This is a genomic window from Anabaena lutea FACHB-196 (assembly GCF_014698305.1).
In the GTDB taxonomy this organism is placed as follows: domain Bacteria; phylum Cyanobacteriota; class Cyanobacteriia; order Cyanobacteriales; family Nostocaceae; genus Anabaena; species Anabaena lutea.
The window spans coordinates 12,128-37,834 of record NZ_JACJST010000022.1 but is presented as its reverse complement, the minus strand read 5'-3'; the positions used below and the strand labels follow the sequence as shown (position 1 = coordinate 37,834).

Here is a 25,707-nt window from a genome sequence, read left to right as displayed (position 1 = left end):
TTTACCAGGATTTTTGATATTGATTGTTTTTTATGACTCTGTGAGTTTTAAATCTGACCCTATATGCCGACACAGATTCCCACTATAAATTTAATGATAACCTAAACTAGAAAAATGTCAAGGGGTTTTTGAGGAATATTCAAGCAATAAAAATCCTGTAAATCCTTAAATCCTGATATGGCTTGCGCTACGCTATCAGACAAAAAAAGACGCAAAGGAAAACAAGAAATTTAAAAATCATATCCTGTAAATCCTAAAATCCTGGATATCCTGATTCAGACAATAAAAATCCTGTAAATCCTTAAATCCTGTAAATCCTGATTCAGACAATTAAAATGTTAAGATAAACAAATAACGACTTGGTATCATATCATGATGATTACTCAAGAATTAGCATCTGAACAAAACATCTCTGAAGATATAATTTTTCCTCCCAGTGATTTATATAGTGATGAACCTCCCGTGGAAACAGAACTACATCTACGACAAATAATATTACTGTTAAAATGTTTAGAATGGTTATGGAAAGATAGAAATGATTTCTATGCTGCGGGAAATCTGAGTATTTACTATAGTCCTAACCAAAAAAAATCAGAATATTTCCGAGGTCCTGATTTTTTTGTAGTCTTAGGAACAGAACGCAAAACCCGTAAAAGTTGGGTAGTGTGGGAAGAAGATGGTAAATATCCTCATGTAATTTTAGAAATTCTCTCACCAACAACAGCAAAAACAGATAGAGAATATAAAAAACAACTTTATCAAGATACTTTTCGGACACCGGATTATTTTTGGTTTGACCCCTATACATTAGAATTTGCAGGTTTTCATTTATTAGATGGTAAATATCAACCCCTAGAAGCAAATGAAAAAGGATATTTATGGAGTCAACAACTAGGATTATATTTGGGAATTCATGAAGGATTATTACGCTATTTTACACCAGCAGGGAAATTAGTTCCCACACCAGAAGAAACCGCAGAAAGTTTAGCAGCAAAATTGCGGGAATTAAATATTGACCCAGATACAATTTAGCTACCATTGAAAATGGATGTTGGGTTTTGTTCCTTAGAGGATATCTGAAAACTTTTTCGTGTGGTATCTAACACTTGTAGATCCTCCTAAATCCTCCTTAAAAAGGAGGACTTTGAGTAATTTATCCCCCCTTGGAAAGGGGGGTGAGGGGGGATCTTGATCAATTCTGATACTTCTCAGACATCCTCTTAACCCAACCTACTGAAGTTCTAATGATTGAATCATCTTTTCTGCTGTTGGTAAAAACTTATCATAATCAGCTATTGCTGCGGAATAAGTAATTAAATAAGCTTTATTTCCTCGCAAAGTCATGACATAAAAATTTTTGATATTTTCATCACCATTTTTACCAGTAGCAATTATTGTTCTCCCTGGTTTATTATCGACAATATGTGTACCTTGTTCAATTATATCTGCTGCTTCTAAATGATTTTCTATATCCTGGATATGCAGTTTTTGATAATTATCTAATGTTCCTGAATATGGAGAAATGCTAATAATCAACTTGGCATTTTCTTGAGGTTGAATTAATGTCAATATTTTCCCTGAAAATGGTTCTGCTGATTCGTCTCTTTGCCAACATTCGGGATATTTAATATTCAAATTATATTCAGTATTTTGATAAATTGCTAATTTTCCTCCACATTCAGGAAGACGACGGTTAAGAAATAAAACAACAGCAATTGTCATTACTAATCCTGTAAATGTAACTTTCCAAAAAAGAGGATTAATTTTAGGTAATTTCCATTTTGTATGTGAGATGCTTTCCAATGCTGTTAAAGCTGATTTAGCGGTGAGATAACGGTCTTGATGATGATAACTCACCATTTTATCTAACACATCTGCAAATTTATTGCTAACTTTAATATCATTACGCCAAATCACTTTCCCCGTGCGACTATCTACAGATAAATTTATAGGATGTATTCCTGTAATTGCTTGAATACCAATCATCCCTACAGCATAAATATCACTGCTAAATACTGGATTTCCATCAGTTTGTTCTTTGGGTCTATATCCAGGAGTACCAATGCTTGTAGCATTTTGTGGTTGTTGATTTCCTAAATATTGAGTGCTGATTTCTTTGACTGCACCAAAATCAATGATTACTATTTCTTTGTTTTTTATGCGTCTTCTGATATTTCCTGGATTTAAGTCACGGTGAATTACTTCTTGCTCATGAATAACTATTAAAACTTCAAGAATATTTTTTAATAATTGAATTACAAACTTTTCACTGATGGGAACACCATTAGGTAATTCTTGTGTTAAATCATGTCCTGCTATATATTCTTGAACTATAAAAAAATCTTGATTTTCTTGGATATGTGCTAAAAGCATTGGTATTTGTGGATGTTTACCAAGTTGGTTGAGGGTTTTAGCTTCGCGTTCAAATAATTCCTTAGCTTTTTTTAATACTTCCGGGTCTTTGCTTGATGGTGTAAAATGCTTAACTATACATTCGTTAGGTTCTGGTATTTGTGTATCTATGGCTAAATAAGTCGTTCCAAATGAACCCTTTCCTATGTTTTTGATGATTTTGTAACGTCCTGTAATGATTCTATCGATCATCAGATTCACCCCTCTACCCAGAATATCATATACCTATTTTAAATCATTAGTGATCGTAATTTTACTGAATACTGGAAAATTCGATCTCCCCCAACCCCCTTTAAAAAGGGCTAAGAGTCAGGGTATGAGATAAAATAGTTATAGAAGCCTGTTAAAAATCTGATCCATTATTTATTGAATTATGACTACACAAACAATATCTACACCAGAAGTATATCAAGGTCAGTTTGGCGATTTTACAATTACGAAGAGCGATCGCACAGGTGTGATCATCTATCGTACAGGTTTAATGGTCGCTGCTGTTAGTTTTGCCATTGGTAGCGGGTTAGCCTTATTCTCTCCTCAACCTGGTGCTATCCAAGCCATTACCCCACTTTACACCTGTTTTAGTCTTGCACTTGGTGTCAGTTTATTAACTATTCACATATATATGAAATTGCTGCACCAAATCTTACAGCTTTTCTGGATAATTGGGAGCATTTCTGCTTTTATTTTTGGACATTTTGATAATCAGCCTTTGGCAATAACTATTTATAATCAACCCTTAACTATATTCGGGATTGGTTTTACCTTTGCAGCATTAACAGGTATTTTCTTCAAAGAAGGTTTTTGCTTTCATCGTTTAGAAACTAAAATCCTAACTCCCCTTGTTCCCTTACTTTTGTTAGGACATTTAACAGGAATATTATCAACTCAAGCAGAACAGGTTTTATTAGGAATTTGGGCGATTTTATTTCTAGTTTTTGCATTACGGAAAACAGTCCAAAATATTCCTGATGATATTGGGGATAAATCTGTATTTGATTATTTAGAAAATCAACGTAAAGCAAAAGTTTAATTTTCTTCTTTCTGTGTACTCTGTGGTTGGTTAACAAATAAACAACAAAGCTAATCAGGAAATCATCAAAATACTAATAGTGAGACAGAAAAATTGACAGAAGAACGAAAATATTGGTTAGCTTGGTCGCAAATTTCTGGTATTGGTCCTATATTACTGCAAAGATTACAAGAGCATTTTGGTAATTTAGAAACTGCTTGGAAAGCTAGTCCTGGGGAATTGCGAAAAGTTGAAGGTTTTGGATTTCAAACATTAGAAAAAGTCGTCCAACAGAGAACCCGTTTAAATCCAGAACAACTACTTATCCAACACCAACAAGCAAACCCCCATTTCTGGACACCAGCAGACGCAGAATATCCTCAATTGCTGCGAGAAATTCCCAGTCCACCACCACTGTTGTACTATCGGGGTGAAGTTGATTTACAGGAAAATTCAGGACAAAAACCCTTAGTGGGAATTGTGGGAACACGTCAACCTACAGAATATGGAATTAAATGGACTCGTCAAATTAGTACCGCTTTAGCAAAAAACGGTTTTACTGTTGTTTCGGGAATGGCCGAAGGAATAGACACCGAAAGTCATTCAGCAGCAATGAAAGCGGGAGGAAGAACAATAGCAGTTGTGGGAACAGGTGTAGATGTTATTTATCCTCAGAAAAATCGAGATTTATATAAACAGATTTTGACATCTGGAATAGTAATTAGTGAATATCCCGCGAAAACTGCACCTAACCGTACCCATTTTCCCCGTCGAAATCGGATTATTGCCGGTTTAAGTCGTGCGGTGTTAGTCATGGAAGCACCGATAAAATCAGGTGCATTAATTACAGCAACTTATGCGAATGAATTTTGTCGAGATGTTTATGCTTTACCGGGAAGAGTTGATGATCAACCATCACAAGGTTGTTTAAAATTAATTAGTCAAGGTGCGGGTTTAATAAATCAGGAACTGAGTGAATTATTAATCATGCTGGGAGCAATTCCCCAAATAGATGTAGAAACACCCATAGTTAAATCGACTCCTTTACCGAATTTATCACCAGAATTGCAACAGGTAATAGATACTTTAGCTATTGATGCTTTATCTTTTGATTTTATTATTCAAAAAACAGGGATGAATGCTGCTTTAGTTTCCAGTTCTTTATTACAATTAGAACTCATGGGTTTAGTCTCGCAATTACCAGGAATGCGATATCAAAAACTCTAAGGTAATTACGAATTACGTTGGCGGTAGCCTGCCGTAGGCATTATTACGAATTACGAATCACGAATTACGAATTACGAATCACGAATTACGAATTCATTGTGGTGGATAATATTGTGGAGTCATCACAGGGGCTTGATAAGTACCCATAGGAACATTATTAACCATCCCGTTAGGGACAACAGGATTCATTACTGGGGGTTGAATAAAAGGTTGAACTGGTTGGACTGGTTGTACAGGTGGCTGAAAATTAGTGATAGGTAGATTATTTGTGGGAGTGCGGGGAGTGACAGCACTTTGACTAAAGTGTTGGTAAGCAGCAGCAGAGATGGAACTAATGAGTTTTTCCGCGCGAGGATCGTTATTTGGGCGTTGTACCATGACAGCAGCGATGTAGCGCTTACCAGAGGGAATATCAATTAAACCTGCATCTGCCAACATTGTGGCAATATCGCCTGTTTTGTGGTAAGCTCTTGAGCCTTGTCCCAAACCAGAGGGTAAGAGATGATCTCTCTCTGTGCGGCTCATAATATTTAACATTAGATCACGCGATCGCATACTCACAATATTTCCCTGATTGATCATAGAAATCAAATTCCCCAATTCTCTAGGACTGGTGGTATTTGTTCCTTGCAAATCCGGGAGTGAATTACGAATCATTGTCGTCGCTAATCCCCAAGTGCGAAAACGTTCATTCAGTACTTCCTTACCTCCCAGTCGGGAAATGAGCATATTTGTCGCTGTATTATCGCTGATAGTAATCATTTTGGTAGCGATTTCCAGCGCACTGTATTGAGTACCAACACGGTTGGACTTTAAAGTTCCAGAACCACCTGCAATCATCTCTTGTTGCAGAGTCAGCATTTCATCCAGGCGGATTTTTCCCGCGTCCACATCCTGGAAAAGAGCAATTAAAATTGGGACTTTAATCGTGCTGGCTGCTGAAAAACTCGCATTGCTATTAATATCCACATAAGCGCCCGTATCCAAATCTACCATAAACACCCCAGGAGTCAGATTTGGCTCGGCTGTGGCCAGATTCTGCACAGCGGTTTTCAAAGGGATTATTTCCTGGGATAGATATAAGCTAGGAGTTGTGACTGGAGAATTAGATTGTGTCTGAGATTGGCCATTAGCCTGAGATGGGGAAGCAGGCGCTGAAGTGATGCGATTAGCAGGATCTAAAACTGACAACAGCGTGCCGACAATCGCACCGAGTCCAACTCCGACAATCAACAACCGCAACGAATACAATATCGTTCTGGCCATTGGCTTTAACCGTGTCTTCCGCGAGCTGCGCCGGTCTATTTTCGGCTTGCCTTGTTTTTGGACACGTACTGTTTTAAACTTCACAGTACCCGGTTGTTCCATCTTACCCTTGGGGATGGGTTTCACAGCTGCTGGCATTACTACTTTAGAGGGTGGTCTTCGCCCTTCAGCTGGAAGTGTGGGCGGACTGATATTATTATTTAGGCGTGTTATCGCCACAGATTCGCCTCTAGTCGTAGCTTGTTGCTGGTTCTTGACTGGTTTTGGTACTGCCTTTTGGACTGGGCGTGGACGGCGACGACGCTCTCTAGGTTGCCGTCGTGAGACAGCTATTAGTTTGTCACTTGATTCTGACACAGCTACTCCTTGTGACCCACTAGACTTGGTTTTTTTTAAACGTTCGACCCAAAATTGACTATTCATGCACCTTGATACTCAGATCACGTTGTGGAACTAAGTAGCTTTTTTTTGTTTAGTGTAAGTCATATTAATCCTTTTGGGTAATAATTGCGTAGATATTAAGCTAGGACTTACGCACTGTACAAATTAATCATAGTATGCTTTCACGAAAGTAGGTCGTTTCCGGCTTTTATAGCAGGAGTCAGGAGTAAAACCCTCTTGTAGTGAGAGTTCCATGATCAATTGATGTCCTAACCACCCTGTCCACGGCTATATCCACAATTATTTTGATTGTAAATAGACCAGTATTGTAGGGGTTTAGCAATGCGCTTTACCCCTACGGAAGATATGGTTTTTAGACAATACATATTTAACCTTGATTGTCAATGCGTAACTTCTATAAGCTATTAATTACAAGTTTTCTTGTTGAATCCGATTGTTGATTGCCCATTCTACTTGTCGCAAAATCCCGCGCAGCATAGCGACTTCAGCAGTTTTTATGTGAGCGCGATTATATAGATAACGAAATTTTTCCATTCGACTAGCGGCAGTATGAGGATAAAGATAACCTATAGATAATAGTAGGGATTCTAATTCTTGGTAGTAAGGTTCCACGACATCCAAGGGGGCGATTTCTGTAGGAGGTAGCTTCTGAGTGACGACTACTTCTGCTAATTGAGACAATTCGTAACAACAAATAGCCACAGCGGTAGCTAAATTTAGGGATGGATAATTGGGACTGGTGGGGATGAAAATTAACTTTTGGGCATAATTTAATTCCTCATTGCTTAATCCTCGGTCTTCTCTGCCAAAAATTAAAGCTACAGGCTGTTCTGGTTCTGCTAATAACCAAGGTAGGGCAGTGCGAGGGCTTTCTAGGGGGATTTCTCCACTGTAATCACGACCCATAGTAGCGATCGCGCGGACGCATCCCTGCAATGCTTGTGGTAATGTTTCTACTATAACCGCAGATTCTAAAATCTCCTGAGCATGAACAGCCATCTTTAAGGCATCATCATCATAGCGATCGCACTGTGGATTTACCAATACTAAATTACATAAGCCAAAATTTTTCATAACTCTGGCAATTGAGCCTAAATTTAAGGGGCCTGCTGGCTCTACTAACACAATTCTGATTCCAGCCCCACCCATACTTTGCCTCCTACCATTGACAGTACCACCGATCATCCTGGGTACTATTTTAGCTGTCCTGACAAATACTCAATACATAACTGCACAATCTTCTCAAAGTGAAAGTCCTGGACTAAATCAGCTAAAGCCTTAGCCAGATCTGCTTGGACATCGGGAATTTGAGCTATCAAGTCAACAGTCTGACGTTTGCTACATTTACTCGCAGCCCTCTGTAGCTGCACAATCCATTCATCAGGCATCATCTGTAAAGATGAAGAAGAAAGGGTAAATAATGAAGAATCTGGATTTTTTTCGCCTAGATCTTCCGTTTTTTCGGCGTAAATATAACGAACTCCCAAATGTTCAGCCAGTTTATTTAATAGAAATTCTTCTTGAAAAGGCTTGTGAATAAAATCATCACAACCTATAGATAGAATGGCAGTTCGCTGTTCTTCAAAGGCGCTGGCAGTCAAAGCAATGATTTTGCAATGATTCTGCACAGACTCTGAATTTTGCCTCTGTGCAGCCCGAATCCGCCGAGTTGCTTCATAACCATCCATCACAGGCATCTGCATATCCATAAATATCAGATGGGGTTGGTAACGCTCCCATAATTGAACCCCTTCCAAACCATTAGCCGCTTCATACACCTCAAACCCCAGTGGACTAAGCAACTCGACTAAAAGTTTTTGACTCTCCCATTGGTTTTCCACCACAAGTAAACGGTAAACCGGTTGATTCGGAGCTAAGTGCATCACACGACGGTTTGGTAGTTGGGCAGGAACAGCTACTTCTTCAGCACAATCAACCTTAACAGTAAAGCGAAATATACTCCCTTGACTCACCACACTCTCAACCGTAATCTCACCGTTCATCAGCTTGACAAATTTTTGGCTAATGGCTAATCCCAATCCTGTTCCTTCATCAGACTGAGCAATTCTGGTTTGCACAAACGGAGTAAATAGCCGCTTGATATCCTCTGGTGCAATGCCGACTCCCGTATCTTCAATCTCAAAAAGCAAGATAGCAGAAACCTTGTCTGCCCTACCCCCTGCTCTAATTCGTAGTGTCACTAGCCCTTGTTGCGTAAATTTAATGGCATTTCCCAACAAGTTTAGTAAAATCTGGCGGAGTTTAACTTCATCAGTTGTGATGTATTGAGGAACGTCCACAGCCCGATCAAAAATGAGTGTCAACTTCTTGGCTGTAGATTTCAGACGTAATAAATCTTCCAGACTGTCCAGCAAGTAATATAAATCAAAACTGGTGGGATTAAGTGTAATTCTGCCTGCTTCAATCTTGGACATTTCCAGCACGTCATTAATCAGTTCTAGCAAGTGTTGCCCACTGCGGTTGATAATTTCCAGATACCCCTGATTTTTTTTATCCAGGGTGACATCACGGCTCATAACTTGAGAAAAGCCCAAAATAGCATTCAGTGGAGTCCGCAGTTCATGACTCATGTTGGAAAGAAATTCGCTTTTAGCGCGATTAGCTAATTCTGCTGCATCTTTGGCTTTTTCTAGCTCTACTGATTGTTGTTGAATCTGAGTAAATAATTCAGCTTGATAGAGGGCGATTCCTAACTGGGTACTAATATTGACAACAAGATCAATTTCGGTTTGTTTCCATTGACGGGGACTAGAGTTTTGATAAACTGCCAACAATCCCCATAATTTGCCAGACTGAAAAATTGGTACAGTAGTATAAGATCTAGCTTGAAATTTCTGCAAAAGTTGCAAATAACAATCTTCAAATCCAGCTTTATATATGTCTTCTACAACTCGATAATTTATGCCTTGATTGTAACGACCACCTTTGGTTTCTTGGAGATAAGTATCTTCTAATAAGTTATAGTTATCAGTATTATCTTTGGCTGCTCTATCGAAATTTCTGACAGTACATCGCTCATCTAGAGTCACATTTTCCGCCAAGTTGGAATAATTATTTTGTTCTTGCCACAGAGCAATCCATCCACTACCTACAGATTCAGCCACAAATTCTCCACTCCAGTCTGGATTGAAGCGGTAAATAGCTACGCGATCGCACTTTAATAATTGTCTTAATTCTTGTGTCGTGGCGCGAAAAATTTGTTCAATATCTAAAGTTTGCCGCATACGTTCAACTACTCGCAATGTTGCCCGTTGCTGTTCTATATTTTTCTTCAAAGCATCCTCAAACAATTGCCTTTCTAACTCTGCCCCAGCCCTGGCGGCAAAAATTTCTAAAATGAGTTCTTCGGTTTGGTTTTTCGTCATTGGCTTGGTATCTAAAACCTTTAAATGTCCCAGAATATTTCCGGTTGAATCATTCAGTGGAATCGCCCAATAGCTTTCTACCTTCAACTTACCAAGATGTTCATGGTTAGGAAACCAAGACTGGATACTATGGGGATAGTAGACTATTGATTTTGATAATATTTGTTGACAGGGAGTTCCGGCCAAATCATACTCAAAGTCTTCCCCAAAGTCTTCTCCTTGCCAGAATGCTAATGTACAAGCTCTAGTTTTTGCAGAATCTACAAATCGGGTCACAAAAGCATAGCGAACTTGTAAAACTTCTGCTAGATAACGAACCAATGAACGAAAGAATTCACTGCCCGTTTTTGAGGCTGTACCTGCAAAAATTAACTGTAAGGCAGTTTCCTGACGTTTGCGTTCGGTGATATCTTCGGAAATACCCAATAAATATTGTGGAGTTTCATTGGCATCTAAAATCGGGATTTTTTTAGTATGTAGGATTCTGACTCCCTTCTCTTTGGTTTGAACGGTTTCTTCTATTATTTCTAATAAAGTTCGGTTGGCTAAAACTTCTCGATCTCTACTAGTAAAAAAATCTGCTTCTTGGGGAGTAAAAAAGTCAGCATCTTTTTTGCCAAGCAACTCTTCTCTCGTATATCCAAGTAACTCCGACCCTGCTTTGTTCAAGCGGACAAACTTTAGATCTTTGGCATCTTTTACAAAGATCATATCGGGAATATTTTCGATAATTGAATCTAGGAATGCTTGAGTTTGTCTAATTTCTTCTTCTTGTCGTTTGCGTTCAGCTTCAAGCCGCGCCTTTTCACTAATATCTGTATGGCAACAGATAAATCTAATTGGCTTGTTATTTTCATCCCACAGTGCTTGACCGCGCTCTAAAATCCACTTATAGCTGCCATCTTTACACAGCATCCGATACTCTTGGATGAGAAAGGGAACTTCCCGATTCATGTGAGTATAATTTGCATGAATTACAAATTCTAAATCATCTGGATGAATGCGTTTGAGCCATTCTTTAATATCATTGGCAATTTCCTGTTCTTCATAACCGAGTATTTCTTTCCAGCGAGCAGAGTAAAAGATTTCCGATGTTTGTAAATTGAAATCATAAATTCCATCCTTACTGGCTTGAATTGCTAATTGCCAGCGTTCCTCACTTTTCTTTAATTCTTCTTCTGCCTGTAGGCGTTTTATCTCTGTTTGATTAGCACTAATAAACTTGCCAATACTTTGAGCCATTAATTCAATGATTTCTTTTTCATGACTGGCAAATTTCTCACTTCTAATATCAGTGGAAAAAAAGCAAAGCGTACCATAAATCTTGCCATCAACCCAAATGGGAGTGCCAATGTAAGACTCTATTTTCAGGCTTTGGTAGACTGGATGAGAACGCATCTCCTCTATTTGCCCAACATTGTGGAAAGTAACAGTTTCATTTTGCTCAACTACCTGGCCACAATAAGCATCTGAAAGTTCAATTTTTAAACCGGGAACTAATGTATCAATGTTAGATTTGACAGCCAGAAATGAATAAGTTTGATTATAAATCTGACCTACTGCCCCTGCTGAAAACCGGAGGACTTGACAACCTGTGGTTAAATAGTCTAAAAAAAGTTCTTCAACATTATGAAAATCGGTCATATTGATCCGATGTAACTGCTTTAAACTAGAACTAAAATCAGCTAGTGCCTGAGTTTTTTTCAGCAACTCTTCATTTTGAGCAACTAATTGATTTTGTAAATATCTAATTCGCAGTTGATTTTCAACTCTGGCTATTACTTCCTCGGTTTGAAAGGGTTTGCTAATGTAATCAGCACCACCTACTGTGAATGATTTTACTTTATCTAAAGGTTCATCTAAAGCACTGATAAAAATAATAGGTACATCACGGCTATATTCATTTTCCTTCAGCCTTTGGCAAAGTTCATAGCCATTCATATCGGACATCATAATATCCAACAAAATCAGATCTGGTAACTTGGCATGAACTGACCTTAGTGCCATTTCTGCATCGGGTGCAGAGCGCACTTTATAACCATAATTAGACAGTACTTTAGATAGTAGAATTAAATTTATGGGATTATCATCAACTACTAATATATTTGCTAAAAATTGCGATTTTTGCTGGCTCATACTTCTTTTTATTCTGGATAAAGACGATTTTCTGTTTATTCATCTTGCTTGACTATGTTTAATTTAATAATTCAGGAGTTATAGCAGGTGACAGGAGATATAATTACGAATTACGAATTACGAATTAGTAATTAGATGTTAACTGCTAATCTAAAAAGTAAATCTGTGGCCGCATGATTTTCTAGAGGTTGGGAAAAGAAATATCCTTGTCCCTTAGTACAACCAAGCAACTGAAGTTTTAAAATTTGTTCGACTTTTTCCACGCCCTCGGCAATCACTTGAATTCCTAAGTCATGGGCTAGGTTGATAATTGCCCGAACTACGTGCTTTCCACTTGATAAATCCAGTTTTTGGACAAAAGAACGATCAATCTTTAAGACATCCAGTGGTAATTCATAAAGTCGGCTCAGAGAAGAGTAACCAGTGCCAAAATCATCGATATATATCCGCACTCCCAACTTTCGCAGGTTTTCTAGTGTTTGCTTGGCAGTGACTGCATTCTCTACCATCGCCGTCTCAGTAATCTCTAAGATTAAGTTTTGAGACGGCAAACCTGTGTCTTGTAAAATCTGCTGGACTTGTGCAACTACATGAGGAGATGCTAACTGTTGACTAGAAATATTGACGCTGACACTCAGAGAGTCAAAATGATTAGGAAATTGCTGTTGCCAGCTGCCCAGTTGACGGCAAGCTTCTTGCAAAACCCATGCGTCAATTTCGATAATCAAGCCGCTTCTCTCTGCTAAAGGGATAAATTGGTCAGGAGATACTAATCCCAGAGTAGGATGTTGCCAGCGGATTAAGGCTTCAAAACCTAAAATTTCGCCATTTTTCATGCAAACAATAGGTTGATAACAAAGCTTAAACTCGTTGTGAACTATGGCCGATTTCATATCTCGCTCTAATCGCAGTTGAGCTAGTTCTTCCGCAGATAGGAATGTGGTTTGAGCTTCTGGTTGTCGCTCAATTGCATTCGTCAATTTCATAAGCCGTTCGGCATTGTTAGCAGCAATCTCCACCAGCCGCTGTTCCTGTTCGGAGAGAGTACCCAATTTACCACAGCTTAAAAGCTCTAGTGCGACCTGGATTACAGTCAAAGGGGTACGCAACTCATGACTGATATCCAAGAACATCTCATCGTTCAAGTTTGGCGTATTAATTTCAACAGGTTGGAACTTTAATAGCTGATTAGTAGTCATATTTGATGCTTTGTGTTGACAAAGTAATAGGCTGATAGTTGAGAAGAATAGGGAGCAATTATGGAAAATATGTGGAGTAGCAACGCCAACTTCATTTTTTCCAACCTAGAGCCACCAACAGCTGTTCAGCTAATTGAGCAGGTTTAAAGGGTTTGGCAATCATGGCTTTGACAGCTAAATCAGCAAAGCGGCGTTGATCTGATGCTTGTACTTTGGCAGTTAGCAGAATGACGGGAATATGCTTTGTGGCTGGGTTAGATTGAAGTTTTTGAAATGTCATTAATCCATCCATGTCTGGCAGCATCACATCTAGCAAAATTGCATCAGGCTGCTCAGTCTCGGCTTTTTGCAGTCCTTCCCTGCTAGTTCGAGCCAAAATTACCTCTAATCCTGCCATGATTTCTAGGCTAATTTTAGCCACTTCCCGAATATCATCTTCATCATCTATCACCAAAACTTTTTTTGTTTTCATGGGCTTTTATGAGTTCTGTCGTCAACTAGAGTACAAAACTCAACTATATGGCAGTAAGTTAGTAGTTATGGATAGATTTTATCCCATTAGTAAATCTTGCTTTCTTCTCGATGAATTGCACTAGTACAACACGGCGTAAGTTAAGCAATCATTAAAAATACTGAAAAAGCCTGTTTAATCTACTTTTTTAATTTTTAATTGTTAATTTTTAATTCCGAGAAAGCGGTACTAGTACCGCAGGACGGAAATAAATCACCTATTCCCATCCAATCTCTGAAAAGTTCATGCTGTATTCATTTTTAATGTTTAATTTTTAATTCCGTCTTGGGATACTAGTATCAAAGCTTATGAGGATTCTGCTGGTAGACGATGATGAAAGTATAGTAGGAGTTTTGACAAGACTGCTACGGGAGCAGAACTATGTTGTCGATGTAGCCAAAGATGGTGAGTCTGGTTGGGAGTTGGTAGAAGGCTTTCAGTATGATCTGGTTTTGTTGGATGTGATGCTCCCTAAACTGGATGGGATCAGCTTTTGCCGTCGCCTGCGAGATCAAAAAAATCCAGTGTTGGTGATGCTGTTGACGGCTCGTGATACCACGACTGATAAGCTGGTAGGGCTAGATAGTGGAGCAGATGATTATGTTGTTAAGCCTTTTAATATCCAAGAACTTGCAGCCAGAATTCGGGCATTAATCCGTCGTGGTAGTATTTCTGTAAATCCTATTCTCATTTGTGGTGAGCTACATCTGGACTCAAATATGCATGAGGTGACTTATCGGGGACAGGTGCTGCCATTCAGTCGCAAAGAGTACCTCTTGGTGGAGTTGTTTCTCCGCAATCAAAAACGGGTTTACAGTTGCAGAGATATTGTTGATCATTTGTGGCCGTTTGATGCTGAACCACCTCATGAATCTACGGTTAGATCTCACATTAAAAATATTCGTCGTCAGTTAAAAGCCGTTGGTGCGGTTGATTTGCTGGAAACGGTTTATGGACAAGGATATAGGATTAATCCTAGTTTTATTTCGTCTAGTCATAATCAAACGGTTGTCAGTTCAGTGAAGCAGGAAACTTTAGATAACGCTGTTGCAGAAATATGGCAGAGTACAAAAAACTTAACTTTTGAGCGCTTAAGTATTGTCGAAGCAGCGATTCCCTCTCTGGAATTAGGGATATTTGATGAAACGTTGTGTTTACAACTTATTCAAAATGCTCATAAGCTGGCAGGGTCTCTGGGTATGTTTGGCTTTGACAGAGGCAGTACTATAGCGCGGCAAATCGAAGTTCTATTTGAATCTGAATTCCAGATGCGATCGCACTTTACTATTATTTACCTACAGAAATTGGCTCGGAAATTAGAGCCTTTGGTGATTACCTTACGTCAGGAACTGGAAGGAACTATTGAAGAAGTAATTGATATCCAGACTATAGCCCATAATTATCAGCTATTTGAGCCAATCAATGCCAGAATTTTGGTAGTTGATGATGATCCACAAATTTTACGCATACTCAAAACATTACTGGAACCTTTGGGAGTGAAACTGACTTGCTTAGATAATCCCGATGATTTCTGGAAAATATTGAATTTGACTCGCCCAGATTTTGTGATTCTTGATATCAATATGCCTAGTGGAACTGAAGGGTTGCATTTATGTGAGTCTATACGTCAAAATCATGACTGGAATTGGCTGCCTATACTGTTTCTGACTGGCTGTACTGATGCGGAGACTTTGCAACAAGCTTTTATTAAAGGTGCTGATGACTATTTGACAAAGCCCATTGTCGCTCAGGAACTCTTAATCAGAATTGTCAATCGTCTCCAGCGCATCCGCACCATCAGAAATCAGATTTAGACAGATTGACTTGTAGCTGTTAATTATGAACAACTTTCACACTGATCCAGGTAAAGGTAACATTCTGATTGTTGACGATACGCCCAACAATTTACATTTACTTTCTAGTATGCTGGAAGAACAGGGGTATGAGGTACGTTGTGCCAATAACGGTGCGATCGCACTCAAGGCTGTAGCGATGGAGCATCCAGATATTATCCTCTTAGACATTAATATGCCCAATATCAATGGCTATCAGGTTTGTGAGCAGTTAAAACGAGATCAGCATACTCAAGAAATTCCCGTAATTTTCCTCAGCGCCCTCAGCGAAACCATAGATAAAGTCAAAGCTTTTCGTGTCGGAGCAGTAGACTATATTACCAAACCTTTCCAAGTAGAGGAAGTGCTGGCTCGCATTGAGAATCAATTAAGTTTGCGACGAATGCAAATAGAACTCCAACAAGCAAAAGCAAAAGCACTAAAAGCTTTAGAACAGGAGCAAGAACTCAACCGTCTCAAGTCAGAGTTTGTGTCCATGATTTCCCATGATTTTCGCAATCCACTTACCAGCATTCAAGGTTTTGCCGGCTTGCTGGAATGTGGTGGAGAAACTCCTGCTCCTGAGACAATCAACCGTTACATTAACAAGATTAATACTGCTGTTGATAACCTGCTTTCTTTATTGGATGACATCCTGCTCATCGGCAGTATAGAAGTGGGAAAAATGCAGTATAAAACTGTATCAGTTAACTTGCAGGAATTTTGTCACGAACTCATTGACACCCTAAAATATAGTCTAGGTGATCAAAATCAAATATGTTTCACTTGCTTGGGAGACTCAACCCAGGCAGAAATGGATTTAACAATACTCCAACGAATACTGAATAACTTACTCTCTAATGCTATTAAATATTCTCATCCTGGAGAGCCGGTTTACCTTGATTTAGAATGTCAAAACCACATGACTATATTCCAAGTCCGAGATCAAGGAATGGGAATTCCCTTAGAAAATCAACCATACTTGTTTGAAGCATTCTACCGCTCTAGTAATGTTGGTGATATAAAAGGAACTGGTTTAGGACTTGCGGTAGTGAAAAAATGTGTGGAAGTTCATCAAGGAAGGATTTTACTGGAAAGTAAAGAACAAATAGGTACAAAGATTACTGTATACCTACCCCGTTATCCAGGGAAAGCAATTTCCGATATTTAGATATTGAATTTAAGAACAAAATGCCAAATCAGACAGATTATCTATGGTTGGTGCAGTACCTAAATATTTATCTACTATCCCCACCAATTTATCTGTAGATACTGGTTTGTTCATAAAATCTGTAGCACCAAAAACTTTAGACCGAACTCTATCAAAAACACCATCACTGCCTGTCAAGATGACTATAGGTGTCTTAGCAAACAAAGAAGTTCGTCGTAAAGTTGCACAGAGTTCATAACCATTTATCCCTGGCATAATCAAATCTAAAAAAATGAAGTCTGGCTTACTCTGAATTAAAATTGGTAGAGCTTGCAAAGGATCTTCAATTTTGATAAACCTCATTCCATTGGAGATAACAATTCTCTCTAACATTTGACAAACTTGGGGGCTATCATCAATACAAGCTATTAATGGAGCATTCGGATTATTTGATTTTTTGTTACTGTTGTATTTGTTTTTAACTTTCATTACTAGTAACGGCAAGTCGGGGACTTCTACCAGTGCTGTTATTCCTTGATTAATATAAGGAAGCAAGGAATGAGCAATTTTGATAACGCTCTGTTTCATTTTTACAGATAAATCCCACAGCGTATGTTTGCCGTTAAGAAAAGTCTCAAAATTTTTGTATACTAATGGACTTACTTGTCTTTTAAGTTCCTCTGGTTTGACCAAAACTGGTGCTAAGTCAGGAGAAAAACTTGCTAATCCAGCGTTTGACCAACTATCCCAAAAGTCTTGCATTTGCCTGAGAAACATCTTTGCAGTTGTGGAAATAATTGGTGCTTCTAAAATGATATTTTGGTTTTTTTCGCAAGTTAAAGAAGTAGAATTTGCCTGCTGGGCTAAATCAAATAAAAGTTCAGATATTGTACTTTCTACAATAGCGTTAATTTGTTCATTTGTGATTTTATTCCCTTGACGCAGATTTTCTAGAAAGTGATAATCCCAATGTTCTATTGATGTGTTTTCAGGACTTAAGTTTAACTTACTAATATCAAGATAGGGACAATATTTAGCTAAATTTCTCCGCAACCGTCGAGATGGATGAGTTCCTCCCGTTGCCCAAACTAGCTGTCCTAGACGATAATAGAAAATCCATGTTTTTCCTTCTGAATTCCTAATATTTAACTGTCCGTTATATTGCAGTTGTGTACAAATTTGGAATTCTTGAAAAAGGCTAGTAGATTCTATAAGTTTTAGATTACTCATGTCTCCTCTGGATTAAAAAGTTAATTTGGTATAATCAGAGTGATGATGACTACGGATAGCGATGGTCGATTAAACGAAAATCATTTACCTACAGCAATAGTCGCAGTACTCTCATAGTTTTAATTTAGACCAACATTGTGCAGAAGTTGTGGAAACAATACTTAATATATATTCAAGTTAAAGGGTAGGGAGGAAAAAAGCTATTATGTTCCCAATAGTGGCAAAACCTTACGCTTTAATAACTCAATTAAATCTGCTTGTATATATTCATATTCATCAGGGATATCTAAACAGATCACCCTTTTACCTTTTAGGAACGGTTAGAAGTTCTTAGATAGTTTGCTTTTATGGGATTTTTCCATCACAAAGATGATATCAGCCCATTCTATAGCTTCTGTAGAGACTGGGTTTTCGGCGGTTCTGTCTAAACCAGCGGATTCTACTTCTAGTCCTGGATATTCACAGAATACAGCTTCAGCGGTAGGGCTGCGTAGTCTATTTTGGCTACAGAGGAATAATAGCTTTTTCATCTTAAACTACCATTATTCGTGCATCATCTCTAGATTTAGGTTTTACTGTAATTTCTACATCAATTCCCAATATATTGAGAAATCTAAACATTCTTTCTAGAGAAAAACCTGTAAGTCTTCCTCTCATTAAAGCAGAAACTTTTGGTTGATCAATTCCTAATAATTCAGCCGCTTCAGCTTGGGTAATATGACGTGCGGTGATAGCGTTACTGATTTTTCGTGCTAGTTCTGCTTTTACTAGCATTTCGTCTGGGTTGGGTAAACCTAAATCAGCAAATACGTTACCGCTACTGCTTGTTATTTCAATATTTTCTGTCATGATTATTTTTTTATTACCAATCTGCGTGCTATATCCAAGAAACAGTTTGTAAATTTTCAACTTCCTGAAAATGAGCATCGCGCGTAACTAAAATTAGATTATATTGAAGACTTATTGCAGCAATCCAAATATCATTTTCAGGTAAGGGACGACCTTTTAAACGTAGCTGATTTTTTATTTCACCGTATATTCGAGATGTTTCTGTATTACATTCAAGCACAGTATTTTTAGCAATAAATTCTTCAATACGTTCTATATTCTCTTTTGAACGTCCCGATTTTCTAGCACCATAAAACAATTCCCCTACTGCAATACTGGGAATGAAAACTTCAGTTGCTTGTGAAAGGTTGTTTTTGACTGCTATTTCATCAGCGAAGAAAGCAATAATGATATTAGTATCGAGCAAGTATCTACCATTCATCAAAGTCAACCTTTTCACAATCTTGTTCTATTGCTTCACTCATTAGCTGTAAGTCTTCTTTGGGTATTGAACCTGCAAACCTTAGTAATTCTTTACCGGGAACACCTTTGATTTTTGATTTTGTCAAATTGCGGGCAAATTCCAGGACTTGATATTGCAAGTCTTGAGGCATGATTTTTAATTGTTCAATAATTTGGTCAGAAATAGATGTATTCATAATATTTCTTCCTTGAATTTTGAAATATTGTTGGTCTGACTTTTGCTGTCTAACCAACGTCAACAAGCCAAACTTCTCCACGTCTAGGGGTACTCATAGTCTGTTTCTTGTTGATCTAATTCTAAAAAAATTTCTTCAGCATTCCACACTAAATCGTCATCAGATAAAGGTGGAAAGTCTAAATTTGTAACTCGTTTCAAAATTTCCACAGCTATTTCTAGTCTTTCTGATTCTGGTAAACTATCAAATGTGCTTAATAATTCTTTCACTAAAGTAGTCATGGATTTTTTCTCCATACACTTTTATAGAATAACATGATTATAAGATTTTTGTGTTAAGATTGTGAATATATTTACTCAATCACATACAATGGGCAAAACTGTTAAAACCCAAATTGTCAAAATCGGAGATTTGCAAGGTGTTTTTATTCCTAAAACTCTGTTAGAACAAATCGGTATTACTTCAGAAGTAGAAATAGAAGTTCAAGGAAATCATTTCATTATTCGCCCAGTTAAACAAGTAAGAAGAGGTTGGGAACAAGCATTTATAGAAATGGCAGAAAATGGCAATGATGTTTTATTATGATTGAATAATATTTAATAAGCTGCTTTTACTATGCTCGTCTTCTTTATTCACGGTGTCAGTACAAAAAAGTCTACCTATGCTGAAGCACTGATAAAAAATATCAAAAAGGAAGTTCGTAAAACAAAAGTTGAGACTTCACTATATTTTTATTCAAGCTATTGGGGAAATTTATTCAACCATAAGAAACATCAACTTATTGATTATATAGATAAAGATTATTCAAGAGCTTGTAAGCAACATCCAGAATATAAATCTTGGCAAGATGATATTTACAGATATAGATGTAGAAGAAAGGAATTAATTAGTAATTTTCTAGGAGATTTCTTAATTTATCAAAATCCTAAACGTGGTCAACTTATTCGTAAACGGATATTTGAGGAATTTAACCAATTTATCCAAGACCACCCTAAAGAAACTCAAATTCATTTCATTGCTCATTCTTTAGGTAGTTTAATTCTTTGGGATATTCTTTTTTCAGATATTATTTCTAATGATGACTCCGTTTTACAGTTTCGAGATAAACTACACAGACTAGATTTAGTCAGCATTACTACGTTAGGTTCTCCTTTGTTATTCCTCAAAGAAATGCTAGATATTGATTTTTCTATTGTTAATTCTATTATAGATAAATCTAGTAGTAAAAATTCTGGTAATAGTTATCAACTCAAATGGGTAAATATTATCCATTCATCTGATTTAATTGCTTATCCTTTAAAAGCTGCTATAGAAAATGAAATAAGTTCTGATTTACTATTTTTTGACCAGTATGTTTGGCAAGATGCAAATGGAACTGAACTAACATTAAGAAATATGGGTCAATCAGATATGGCAATGGTTATTGCTGCTGAAGATGCCCATTCTTCATATTTTGCTGATAATTTAGATGGGGCAATAACAGCACGTATTATTAGTTATAATTTACTTGGAGAGACAAACAAACTTTTAGAAAGGTGTGTTACTCCAAAATTAAAATGAAAGTTTGCTACCATGCTATTAATAGTCTGAATTAGAGTTATTATTGTTTTTGGTGTCTGGTTTCTTCATTAACCTTATACATCCATGAATAGTTGCTAAATAGTAAGAAAACATCCAATTATACCACACTTCTTTATCATAATCAGTTTTTTGTTTGTCATTGTGATGCCGAATACCAAAATTATTAGCTATATTAAATAAATCGTCTTCGTCTTTTCGAGCAATTATTTCTTTAAGTTTAGGTCTAATAAATTCTAAAACATTTGTTAATTCTCTAATAGCATCATGTTTATCATTAAGAGTTGAACGATAGCTCCTAAATTTGCTGATTGCTGCTTCTACTCTTTTTTCAACATTTTCTGGATCATAGGTAGGTAAATCTGCTTCAAAAAGTAAATCTAGTCCTTCTTCTGCTTGTTTTAAAATTTCACCCTTATCAGAAAGCTCATAACCATCTTGATAGTCGCAAAGAATATAATTGATCTGATCTCGAAATTCTTTTTGTCCTGCTTGTTTATCAAATATATTGTAGTGCCAACCACAATCATTCCACGTATGATGAAATCCATCTATAGGCTTGGATATCCAATCGTGTAATAATTCTATTACATCAAATAAATCATCTTCAGTATAGTCTAAGCATTTATCTTGGATTGGCCATAAATTAGACTTTCGCAAACTCTTAAACATTTGAGCTTCAATATCAGTACCTAATTGACCTGGTACTTCTCCCGCATTTACGCAGTAATAGCCAAAAGCCTCTTGAAAATAATCGTTGGATGTAAATGCCAAAAATATGTCTCGAAATAAACGACGAAGCATCGGTAAATCGAAACGAATCGCATCTACATTTTTACCTGTACGTGCTGAATAATACTGCCGATTAACCATATTATTAATTTTTTAAGTTAGTGACTAATGCCTAATAGCTTATTTTTCATATTATAGCCAATGTCTAAAAAATAACAGGTTGCCTGAATTCCTTTACACAAAAACTCTCTTCTTCCTCCTCTTCCTTCGTGTCCTTCGTCCCTTCGTGGTTCATTCCTCCTAAAACAAAAGACGCAGAAAGAAACTCTCTGCGCCTCTGCGTCTCTGCGTGAAAAAACTCTTAAACCATTTCCGAAGTCTGCACCGTTGGCTGAGGCTGAGGCTGGAACATAAACAGCGAATAAACCACATCACGGCGGATATTCACCATCATATCCAAGAACAACTCATAACCCTCACTCTTATACTCAATCAGCGGGTCTTTCTGACCATAACCACGCAAACCAACCGACTCACGCAAAGCATCCATTTGTTGCAGATGTTCACGCCACAAAGTATCTATGCGTTGCAAAATAAAGAACCGTTCCGCTTGACGCATCAAACCCGGTTGAATTTGGTCAATTTGCGCTTCCTTCATATCATAGGCAATACGCGCTTGTTCATGGAGGAAAGCTTTAATTTCTAAAACCCCCATATCCTCCAACTGACTTGACTGCATATCAGCCAACAGGTAAACAAACTCCTTCACCTTATCCACCAACTTATCCAACTCCCATTCTTCCGAAGGTAAGTCAGGGTTGATGTAATAATCAACGATGTCATCCATCGTTTTTTCAGCGTATTTAATGACCTGTTCCTTCAAATCTTGACCTTCCAACACTCGCCGACGTTCCGCATAGATAGCACGACGCTGGTTATTCATCACCTCGTCATACTCAAACACCTGCTTACGGATGTCGTAGTAATAAGTCTCAACTTTCTTCTGTGCGCCTTCCAAACTGCGGGTTAACATCCCCGACTCAATAGGCATATCTTCCTCTACTTGGAAAGCATTCATCAAGCCGGCAACGCGATCGCCCCCAAAGATCCGTAATAAGTTATCCTCTAAGCTGAGGAAGAATCTTGTCGTTCCGGGGTCGCCTTGTCTTCCCGCCCGTCCACGCAATTGGTTATCAATGCGGCGCGATTCATGGCGTTCTGTACCAATCACGTGCAGACCGCCTCTATTCACCACATCATCATGTTCGCTGCTAGTGAATACTTCATACTCCTTCTTAATGCTTTGGTAAGCTGACCGCAATTTCTGAATTACCAGGTCATCAGTAGGTGCTTTTTCCGCCGCTACAGCTACCTTTTCTTCTGCTTCCAATTCCGGTAAACTGCGCTCACCGTAAGATTTTACAGCCACTTCCACCGCTTCTTTTAAAAGCTGTTCTGTCTCCTTTGTCAACTGGGTAGGGAAAATTTCCGGGGAAGCCCGCCAAGTTTTCACTTTTTTACCAGGCGCAAAACCTTGTCCACTACCATGACCCATAGGTAGCCCAGAAGCCCTTTGCATCCCAAAACTATCTTCATCTTCTGGGCTGACGATGCGGGGCATAAAGTATTCTCGCAACTTCAACCGCGCCATATACTCGGAGTTACCACCGAGAATAATATCCGTACCTCTTCCTGCCATGTTTGTGGCAATAGTTACAGCACCCCTGCGTCCGGCTTGGGCGACAATTTCTGCTTCCCGTTCCACGTTTTCTGGTCTAGCGTTGAGTAACTCATGGGGAATATTCATTTCCTTCAGGAGTCGGCTGAGAAGTTCAGATTTTTCAACGCTGGTGGTTCCCACTAACACAGGTCTACCATTTTGGTGCATTTCGGCGCATTCTCTAGCGATCGCACCCCATTTACCTGCTTCAGTCTTAAATACCATATCAGACAGGTCTTCCCGTCTTCTCACTCGATTGGTGGGAATAATAGTTACTTCCCGTTTGTAAATCTTTTCAAACTCGACTTCTTCCGTTTTTGCCGTTCCCGTCATCCCCCCCAACTTGGGATACAGCAAAAACAGGTTTTGATAGGTAATTGTGGCTAAAGTTTGGGTTTCTGGCTGAATTTCTACGCGTTCTTTCGCTTCAACCGCTTGGTGCAAACCATCACTCCAGCGTCGTCCCGTTAGCACCCGACCTGTAAATTCATCGACAATAACAACTTCGTCATTACGGACAATATAATTCACATCCTTGAGGAACAACTCCTTAGCCTTAATCGCATTAAACACAAAATGCGCCCAAGGGTCTTCTGGGTCAAACAAATCTGTCACACCCAAAAGATTTTCTGCTTCGGCAAAGCCTTCATCACTCAACAGAACGTTACGATCCTTTTCATTGACTTCGTAATGCTCATCTTTTTTGAGTGTAAAAGCGATTTCTGCTGCTTTCAAGTACTTTTCTGTCGGTCTTTCCACCTGTCCAGAAATAATCAGCGGTGTCCGCGCCTCATCAACTAAAATCGAGTCTACTTCATCAATGACGCAATAATTAAACGGGCGTTGTACCACATCGGCCATCGATGTCGCCATATTATCCCGCAGATAGTCAAAGCCTATCTCGCTGTTGGTGACATAAGTAATATCACAAGCATAGTTTTTTTGGCGTTCACTAGGGGTCATGGTGGACTGAATTAGCCCCACACTTAACCCCAAAAACCGGTGTACCTGACCCATCCATTCCGCGTCCCGACGTGCCAGGTAATCATTAACGGTAATAACGTGTACACCTTGACCAGTTAGAGCATTTAAATAACTCGGTAAGGTAGCAACCAGAGTTTTACCCTCACCGGTTTTCATTTCGGCGATTTGCCCAGTGTGGAGAATGATTCCGCCTAATAGTTGCACGTCAAAGTGCCGTAACCCCAGCACTCGTCGTCCCGACTCCCGGACAAGGGCAAAAGCTTCAGGTAAGATATCATCTAGTGTTTCGCCTTTAGCCAGACGCTGTTTAAACTCAGCGGTTTTACCTTTTAACTCTTCATCAGAGAGCGCCTTAATTTCTTCCTCTAAAAGGTTAATTTCTGTAATGTAAGGTTGGTATTTTTTAAGCTTACGAGCGTTGGGATCGCCCAACAAAAGTTTTAGCATGGCAGTTTATAGAACTAAATCAAGGGGGATGGAGATTAAAGCTTTGGTTATTTGATTATAGACATTTAACCTAACCCAGCCGTTTTGCTTGTGGATGGCTGAGAAACCAGAATTAACTCAAAAACAGAATAAAAACAAACCAATCACCTGAATCAATGATTGGTTTTAACTTATATCTTATTTTAAATTGTCTTCATAGTATCATTTTGCCGCTAGAAGGGGCATTGGAGGCAGAAGGCAGGAGGCAGGAGGCAGGAGGCAGGAGGCAGAAGGCAGAAGGCAGAAGGCAGAAGGCAGTAGGCAGAAGGCAGAAGGCAGTAGGTAATTATTTCTCCGCCTCTCCCCATCTCCGCCTCTCCCCATCTCCCCATCTCCGCGTCCCCGTGTCTCTAATCCCTACTTCCACTCTGGTGTCAGGCTGCGGAAGTCATACTTAACAGCACCAAGATGACAACTGACGCAACCGTTCATGTTTACAGGTTGTTGTAATTTAACACCAGGATGTAAAGCTTTGAAATAACGGGACTCATTGAGGCGATAGGGTGTTGAGTCATCTTGGAGGTGAAGACGAGAGAAAGTAGAAAGGTACTTCCACACTAAAATGCGCGGTGGATCTACTAAAGGCTTAATCTGTACACCATAGTGCTGGGAATCTTGGAGGATATTTTTCCATGTTTGGGTGGGAAAAACCGCTGGTGGTATGCCGATGTGACAGGTAGCACAGTTTTCTAGATATAATTCTTGCCCTAGTTGGTATTGTGCCGGCACTACGTCAACAGTGCCAAGGGATGATGGAGGGTTAGCTGCGTGGGTGCTGGTGGCTAAACCTAGTATAAATCCTATGGCTATACTCCAACCAAAAATGACTAGCATCACAATCAGCAGTTGGCGTTTCAGTCTTGGATGGGATGATTTGCGCTTAATTGTATTTAACATCAATTTAGTTACTTTAGCGTAAATATTGTATTTTCTTGTATCTATTAAACTAAAAAGCTCTTC

Annotated in this window: 21 protein-coding genes and 1 pseudogene; 7 read left to right on the top strand and 15 right to left on the bottom strand. The window is 38.6% G+C overall.

Annotated elements, in window-relative coordinates; translation table 11 throughout:
• The first annotated feature begins 372 nt into the window (after positions 1-372).
• Positions 373-1,032: a Uma2 family endonuclease gene (locus tag H6G59_RS20440; protein ID WP_190717716.1), complete on the top strand. Its 660-nt coding sequence runs from the start codon at positions 373-375 to the stop codon at positions 1,030-1,032.
• 198 nt (positions 1,033-1,230) lie between these two features.
• Here the strand turns inward: H6G59_RS20440 and H6G59_RS20435 are convergent, their stop codons facing one another.
• A complete protein-coding gene (locus H6G59_RS20435) occupies positions 1,231-2,604 on the bottom strand; it encodes a serine/threonine-protein kinase (RefSeq protein ID WP_190717714.1) in 1,374 nt (457 codons plus the stop codon).
• Positions 2,605-2,785: 181 nt separating this feature from the next.
• Here H6G59_RS20435 and H6G59_RS20430 point away from each other — a divergent pair, with 181 nt between their 5' ends.
• A complete protein-coding gene (locus H6G59_RS20430) occupies positions 2,786-3,442 on the top strand; it encodes a DUF2301 domain-containing membrane protein (RefSeq protein ID WP_190717712.1) in 657 nt (218 codons plus the stop codon).
• A gap of 93 nt (positions 3,443-3,535) precedes the next feature.
• Entirely contained in the window at positions 3,536-4,648 is a 1,113-nt protein-coding gene (dprA, locus tag H6G59_RS20425) for a DNA-processing protein DprA (protein ID WP_190717710.1), read from the top strand.
• A 93-nt stretch (positions 4,649-4,741) separates the two neighbouring features.
• Here the strand turns inward: dprA and H6G59_RS20420 are convergent, their stop codons facing one another.
• The 5 genes from H6G59_RS20420 to H6G59_RS20400 form a co-directional block, all read right to left on the bottom strand.
• On the bottom strand, positions 4,742-6,337 hold the full coding sequence (locus tag H6G59_RS20420) for a serine hydrolase (protein WP_199332094.1): 1,596 nt from the start codon (positions 6,335-6,337) through the stop codon (positions 4,742-4,744).
• Between the two features lie 387 nt (positions 6,338-6,724).
• A complete protein-coding gene (locus H6G59_RS20415) occupies positions 6,725-7,465 on the bottom strand; it encodes an RNA methyltransferase (protein WP_127054085.1) in 741 nt (246 codons plus the stop codon).
• 44 nt (positions 7,466-7,509) lie between these two features.
• On the bottom strand, positions 7,510-11,838 hold the full coding sequence (locus tag H6G59_RS20410; protein WP_190717708.1) for a response regulator: 4,329 nt from the start codon (positions 11,836-11,838) through the stop codon (positions 7,510-7,512).
• Between the two features lie 131 nt (positions 11,839-11,969).
• Complete coding sequence (locus H6G59_RS20405; RefSeq protein ID WP_190717706.1) at positions 11,970-13,037, bottom strand: putative bifunctional diguanylate cyclase/phosphodiesterase; 1,068 nt, start codon at positions 13,035-13,037, stop codon at positions 11,970-11,972.
• A gap of 91 nt (positions 13,038-13,128) precedes the next feature.
• Positions 13,129-13,509, bottom strand: coding sequence for a response regulator (locus H6G59_RS20400; protein WP_190717704.1), 381 nt, complete (start codon positions 13,507-13,509; stop codon positions 13,129-13,131).
• A gap of 347 nt (positions 13,510-13,856) precedes the next feature.
• On the opposite strand from H6G59_RS20400, the gene H6G59_RS20395 reads away from it, so the two are divergent.
• Entirely contained in the window at positions 13,857-15,362 is a 1,506-nt protein-coding gene (locus tag H6G59_RS20395; protein WP_190717702.1) for a response regulator, read from the top strand.
• A 25-nt stretch (positions 15,363-15,387) separates the two neighbouring features.
• Entirely contained in the window at positions 15,388-16,551 is a 1,164-nt protein-coding gene (locus H6G59_RS20390) for a hybrid sensor histidine kinase/response regulator (protein ID WP_190717699.1), read from the top strand.
• A 9-nt stretch (positions 16,552-16,560) separates the two neighbouring features.
• Here H6G59_RS20390 and H6G59_RS20385 read toward each other — a convergent pair whose 3' ends face one another.
• The 6 genes and pseudogenes from H6G59_RS20385 to H6G59_RS20360 all read right to left on the bottom strand — a co-directional run bounded on the left by H6G59_RS20385 (position 16,561) and on the right by H6G59_RS20360 (position 19,528).
• Entirely contained in the window at positions 16,561-17,760 is a 1,200-nt protein-coding gene (locus H6G59_RS20385; RefSeq protein WP_190717697.1) for a response regulator, read from the bottom strand.
• 203 nt (positions 17,761-17,963) lie between these two features.
• Positions 17,964-18,290: pseudogene (locus H6G59_RS20380) on the bottom strand (low molecular weight protein tyrosine phosphatase family protein).
• A 1-nt stretch (position 18,291) separates the two neighbouring features.
• Positions 18,292-18,609, bottom strand: coding sequence for a helix-turn-helix domain-containing protein (locus tag H6G59_RS20375; RefSeq protein ID WP_190717695.1), 318 nt, complete (start codon positions 18,607-18,609; stop codon positions 18,292-18,294).
• A 28-nt stretch (positions 18,610-18,637) separates the two neighbouring features.
• The gene (locus H6G59_RS20370; protein WP_190717692.1) at positions 18,638-19,030 is read right to left on the bottom strand and encodes a type II toxin-antitoxin system VapC family toxin; all 393 of its coding nucleotides are present in this window, start codon (positions 19,028-19,030) and stop codon (positions 18,638-18,640) included.
• Entirely contained in the window at positions 19,020-19,247 is a 228-nt protein-coding gene (locus tag H6G59_RS20365) for a hypothetical protein (RefSeq protein ID WP_190717691.1), read from the bottom strand. The genes H6G59_RS20370 and H6G59_RS20365 overlap by 11 nt, the downstream gene beginning before the upstream one ends.
• A gap of 83 nt (positions 19,248-19,330) precedes the next feature.
• Positions 19,331-19,528: a hypothetical protein gene (locus H6G59_RS20360; protein ID WP_190717689.1), complete on the bottom strand. Its 198-nt coding sequence runs from the start codon at positions 19,526-19,528 to the stop codon at positions 19,331-19,333.
• 88 nt (positions 19,529-19,616) lie between these two features.
• Here H6G59_RS20360 and H6G59_RS20355 point away from each other — a divergent pair, with 88 nt between their 5' ends.
• Together H6G59_RS20355 and H6G59_RS20350 are read left to right on the top strand one after the other, a co-directional pair.
• Complete coding sequence (locus H6G59_RS20355; RefSeq protein WP_190717687.1) at positions 19,617-19,832, top strand: AbrB/MazE/SpoVT family DNA-binding domain-containing protein; 216 nt, start codon at positions 19,617-19,619, stop codon at positions 19,830-19,832.
• 30 nt (positions 19,833-19,862) lie between these two features.
• Positions 19,863-20,807, top strand: a complete 945-nt coding sequence (locus H6G59_RS20350; protein ID WP_190717686.1) for an alpha/beta hydrolase — start codon at positions 19,863-19,865, stop codon at positions 20,805-20,807.
• Between the two features lie 18 nt (positions 20,808-20,825).
• Here H6G59_RS20350 and H6G59_RS20345 read toward each other — a convergent pair whose 3' ends face one another.
• From H6G59_RS20345 to H6G59_RS20335, 3 genes are all read right to left on the bottom strand, one after another.
• On the bottom strand, positions 20,826-21,698 hold the full coding sequence (locus tag H6G59_RS20345; protein ID WP_190717684.1) for a hypothetical protein: 873 nt from the start codon (positions 21,696-21,698) through the stop codon (positions 20,826-20,828).
• Positions 21,699-21,918: 220 nt separating this feature from the next.
• On the bottom strand, positions 21,919-24,708 hold the full coding sequence (gene secA, locus H6G59_RS20340; RefSeq protein ID WP_190717682.1) for a preprotein translocase subunit SecA: 2,790 nt from the start codon (positions 24,706-24,708) through the stop codon (positions 21,919-21,921).
• Between the two features lie 396 nt (positions 24,709-25,104).
• Complete coding sequence (locus H6G59_RS20335; protein WP_190717680.1) at positions 25,105-25,644, bottom strand: cytochrome C; 540 nt, start codon at positions 25,642-25,644, stop codon at positions 25,105-25,107.
• Positions 25,645-25,707 lie beyond the last annotated feature (63 nt).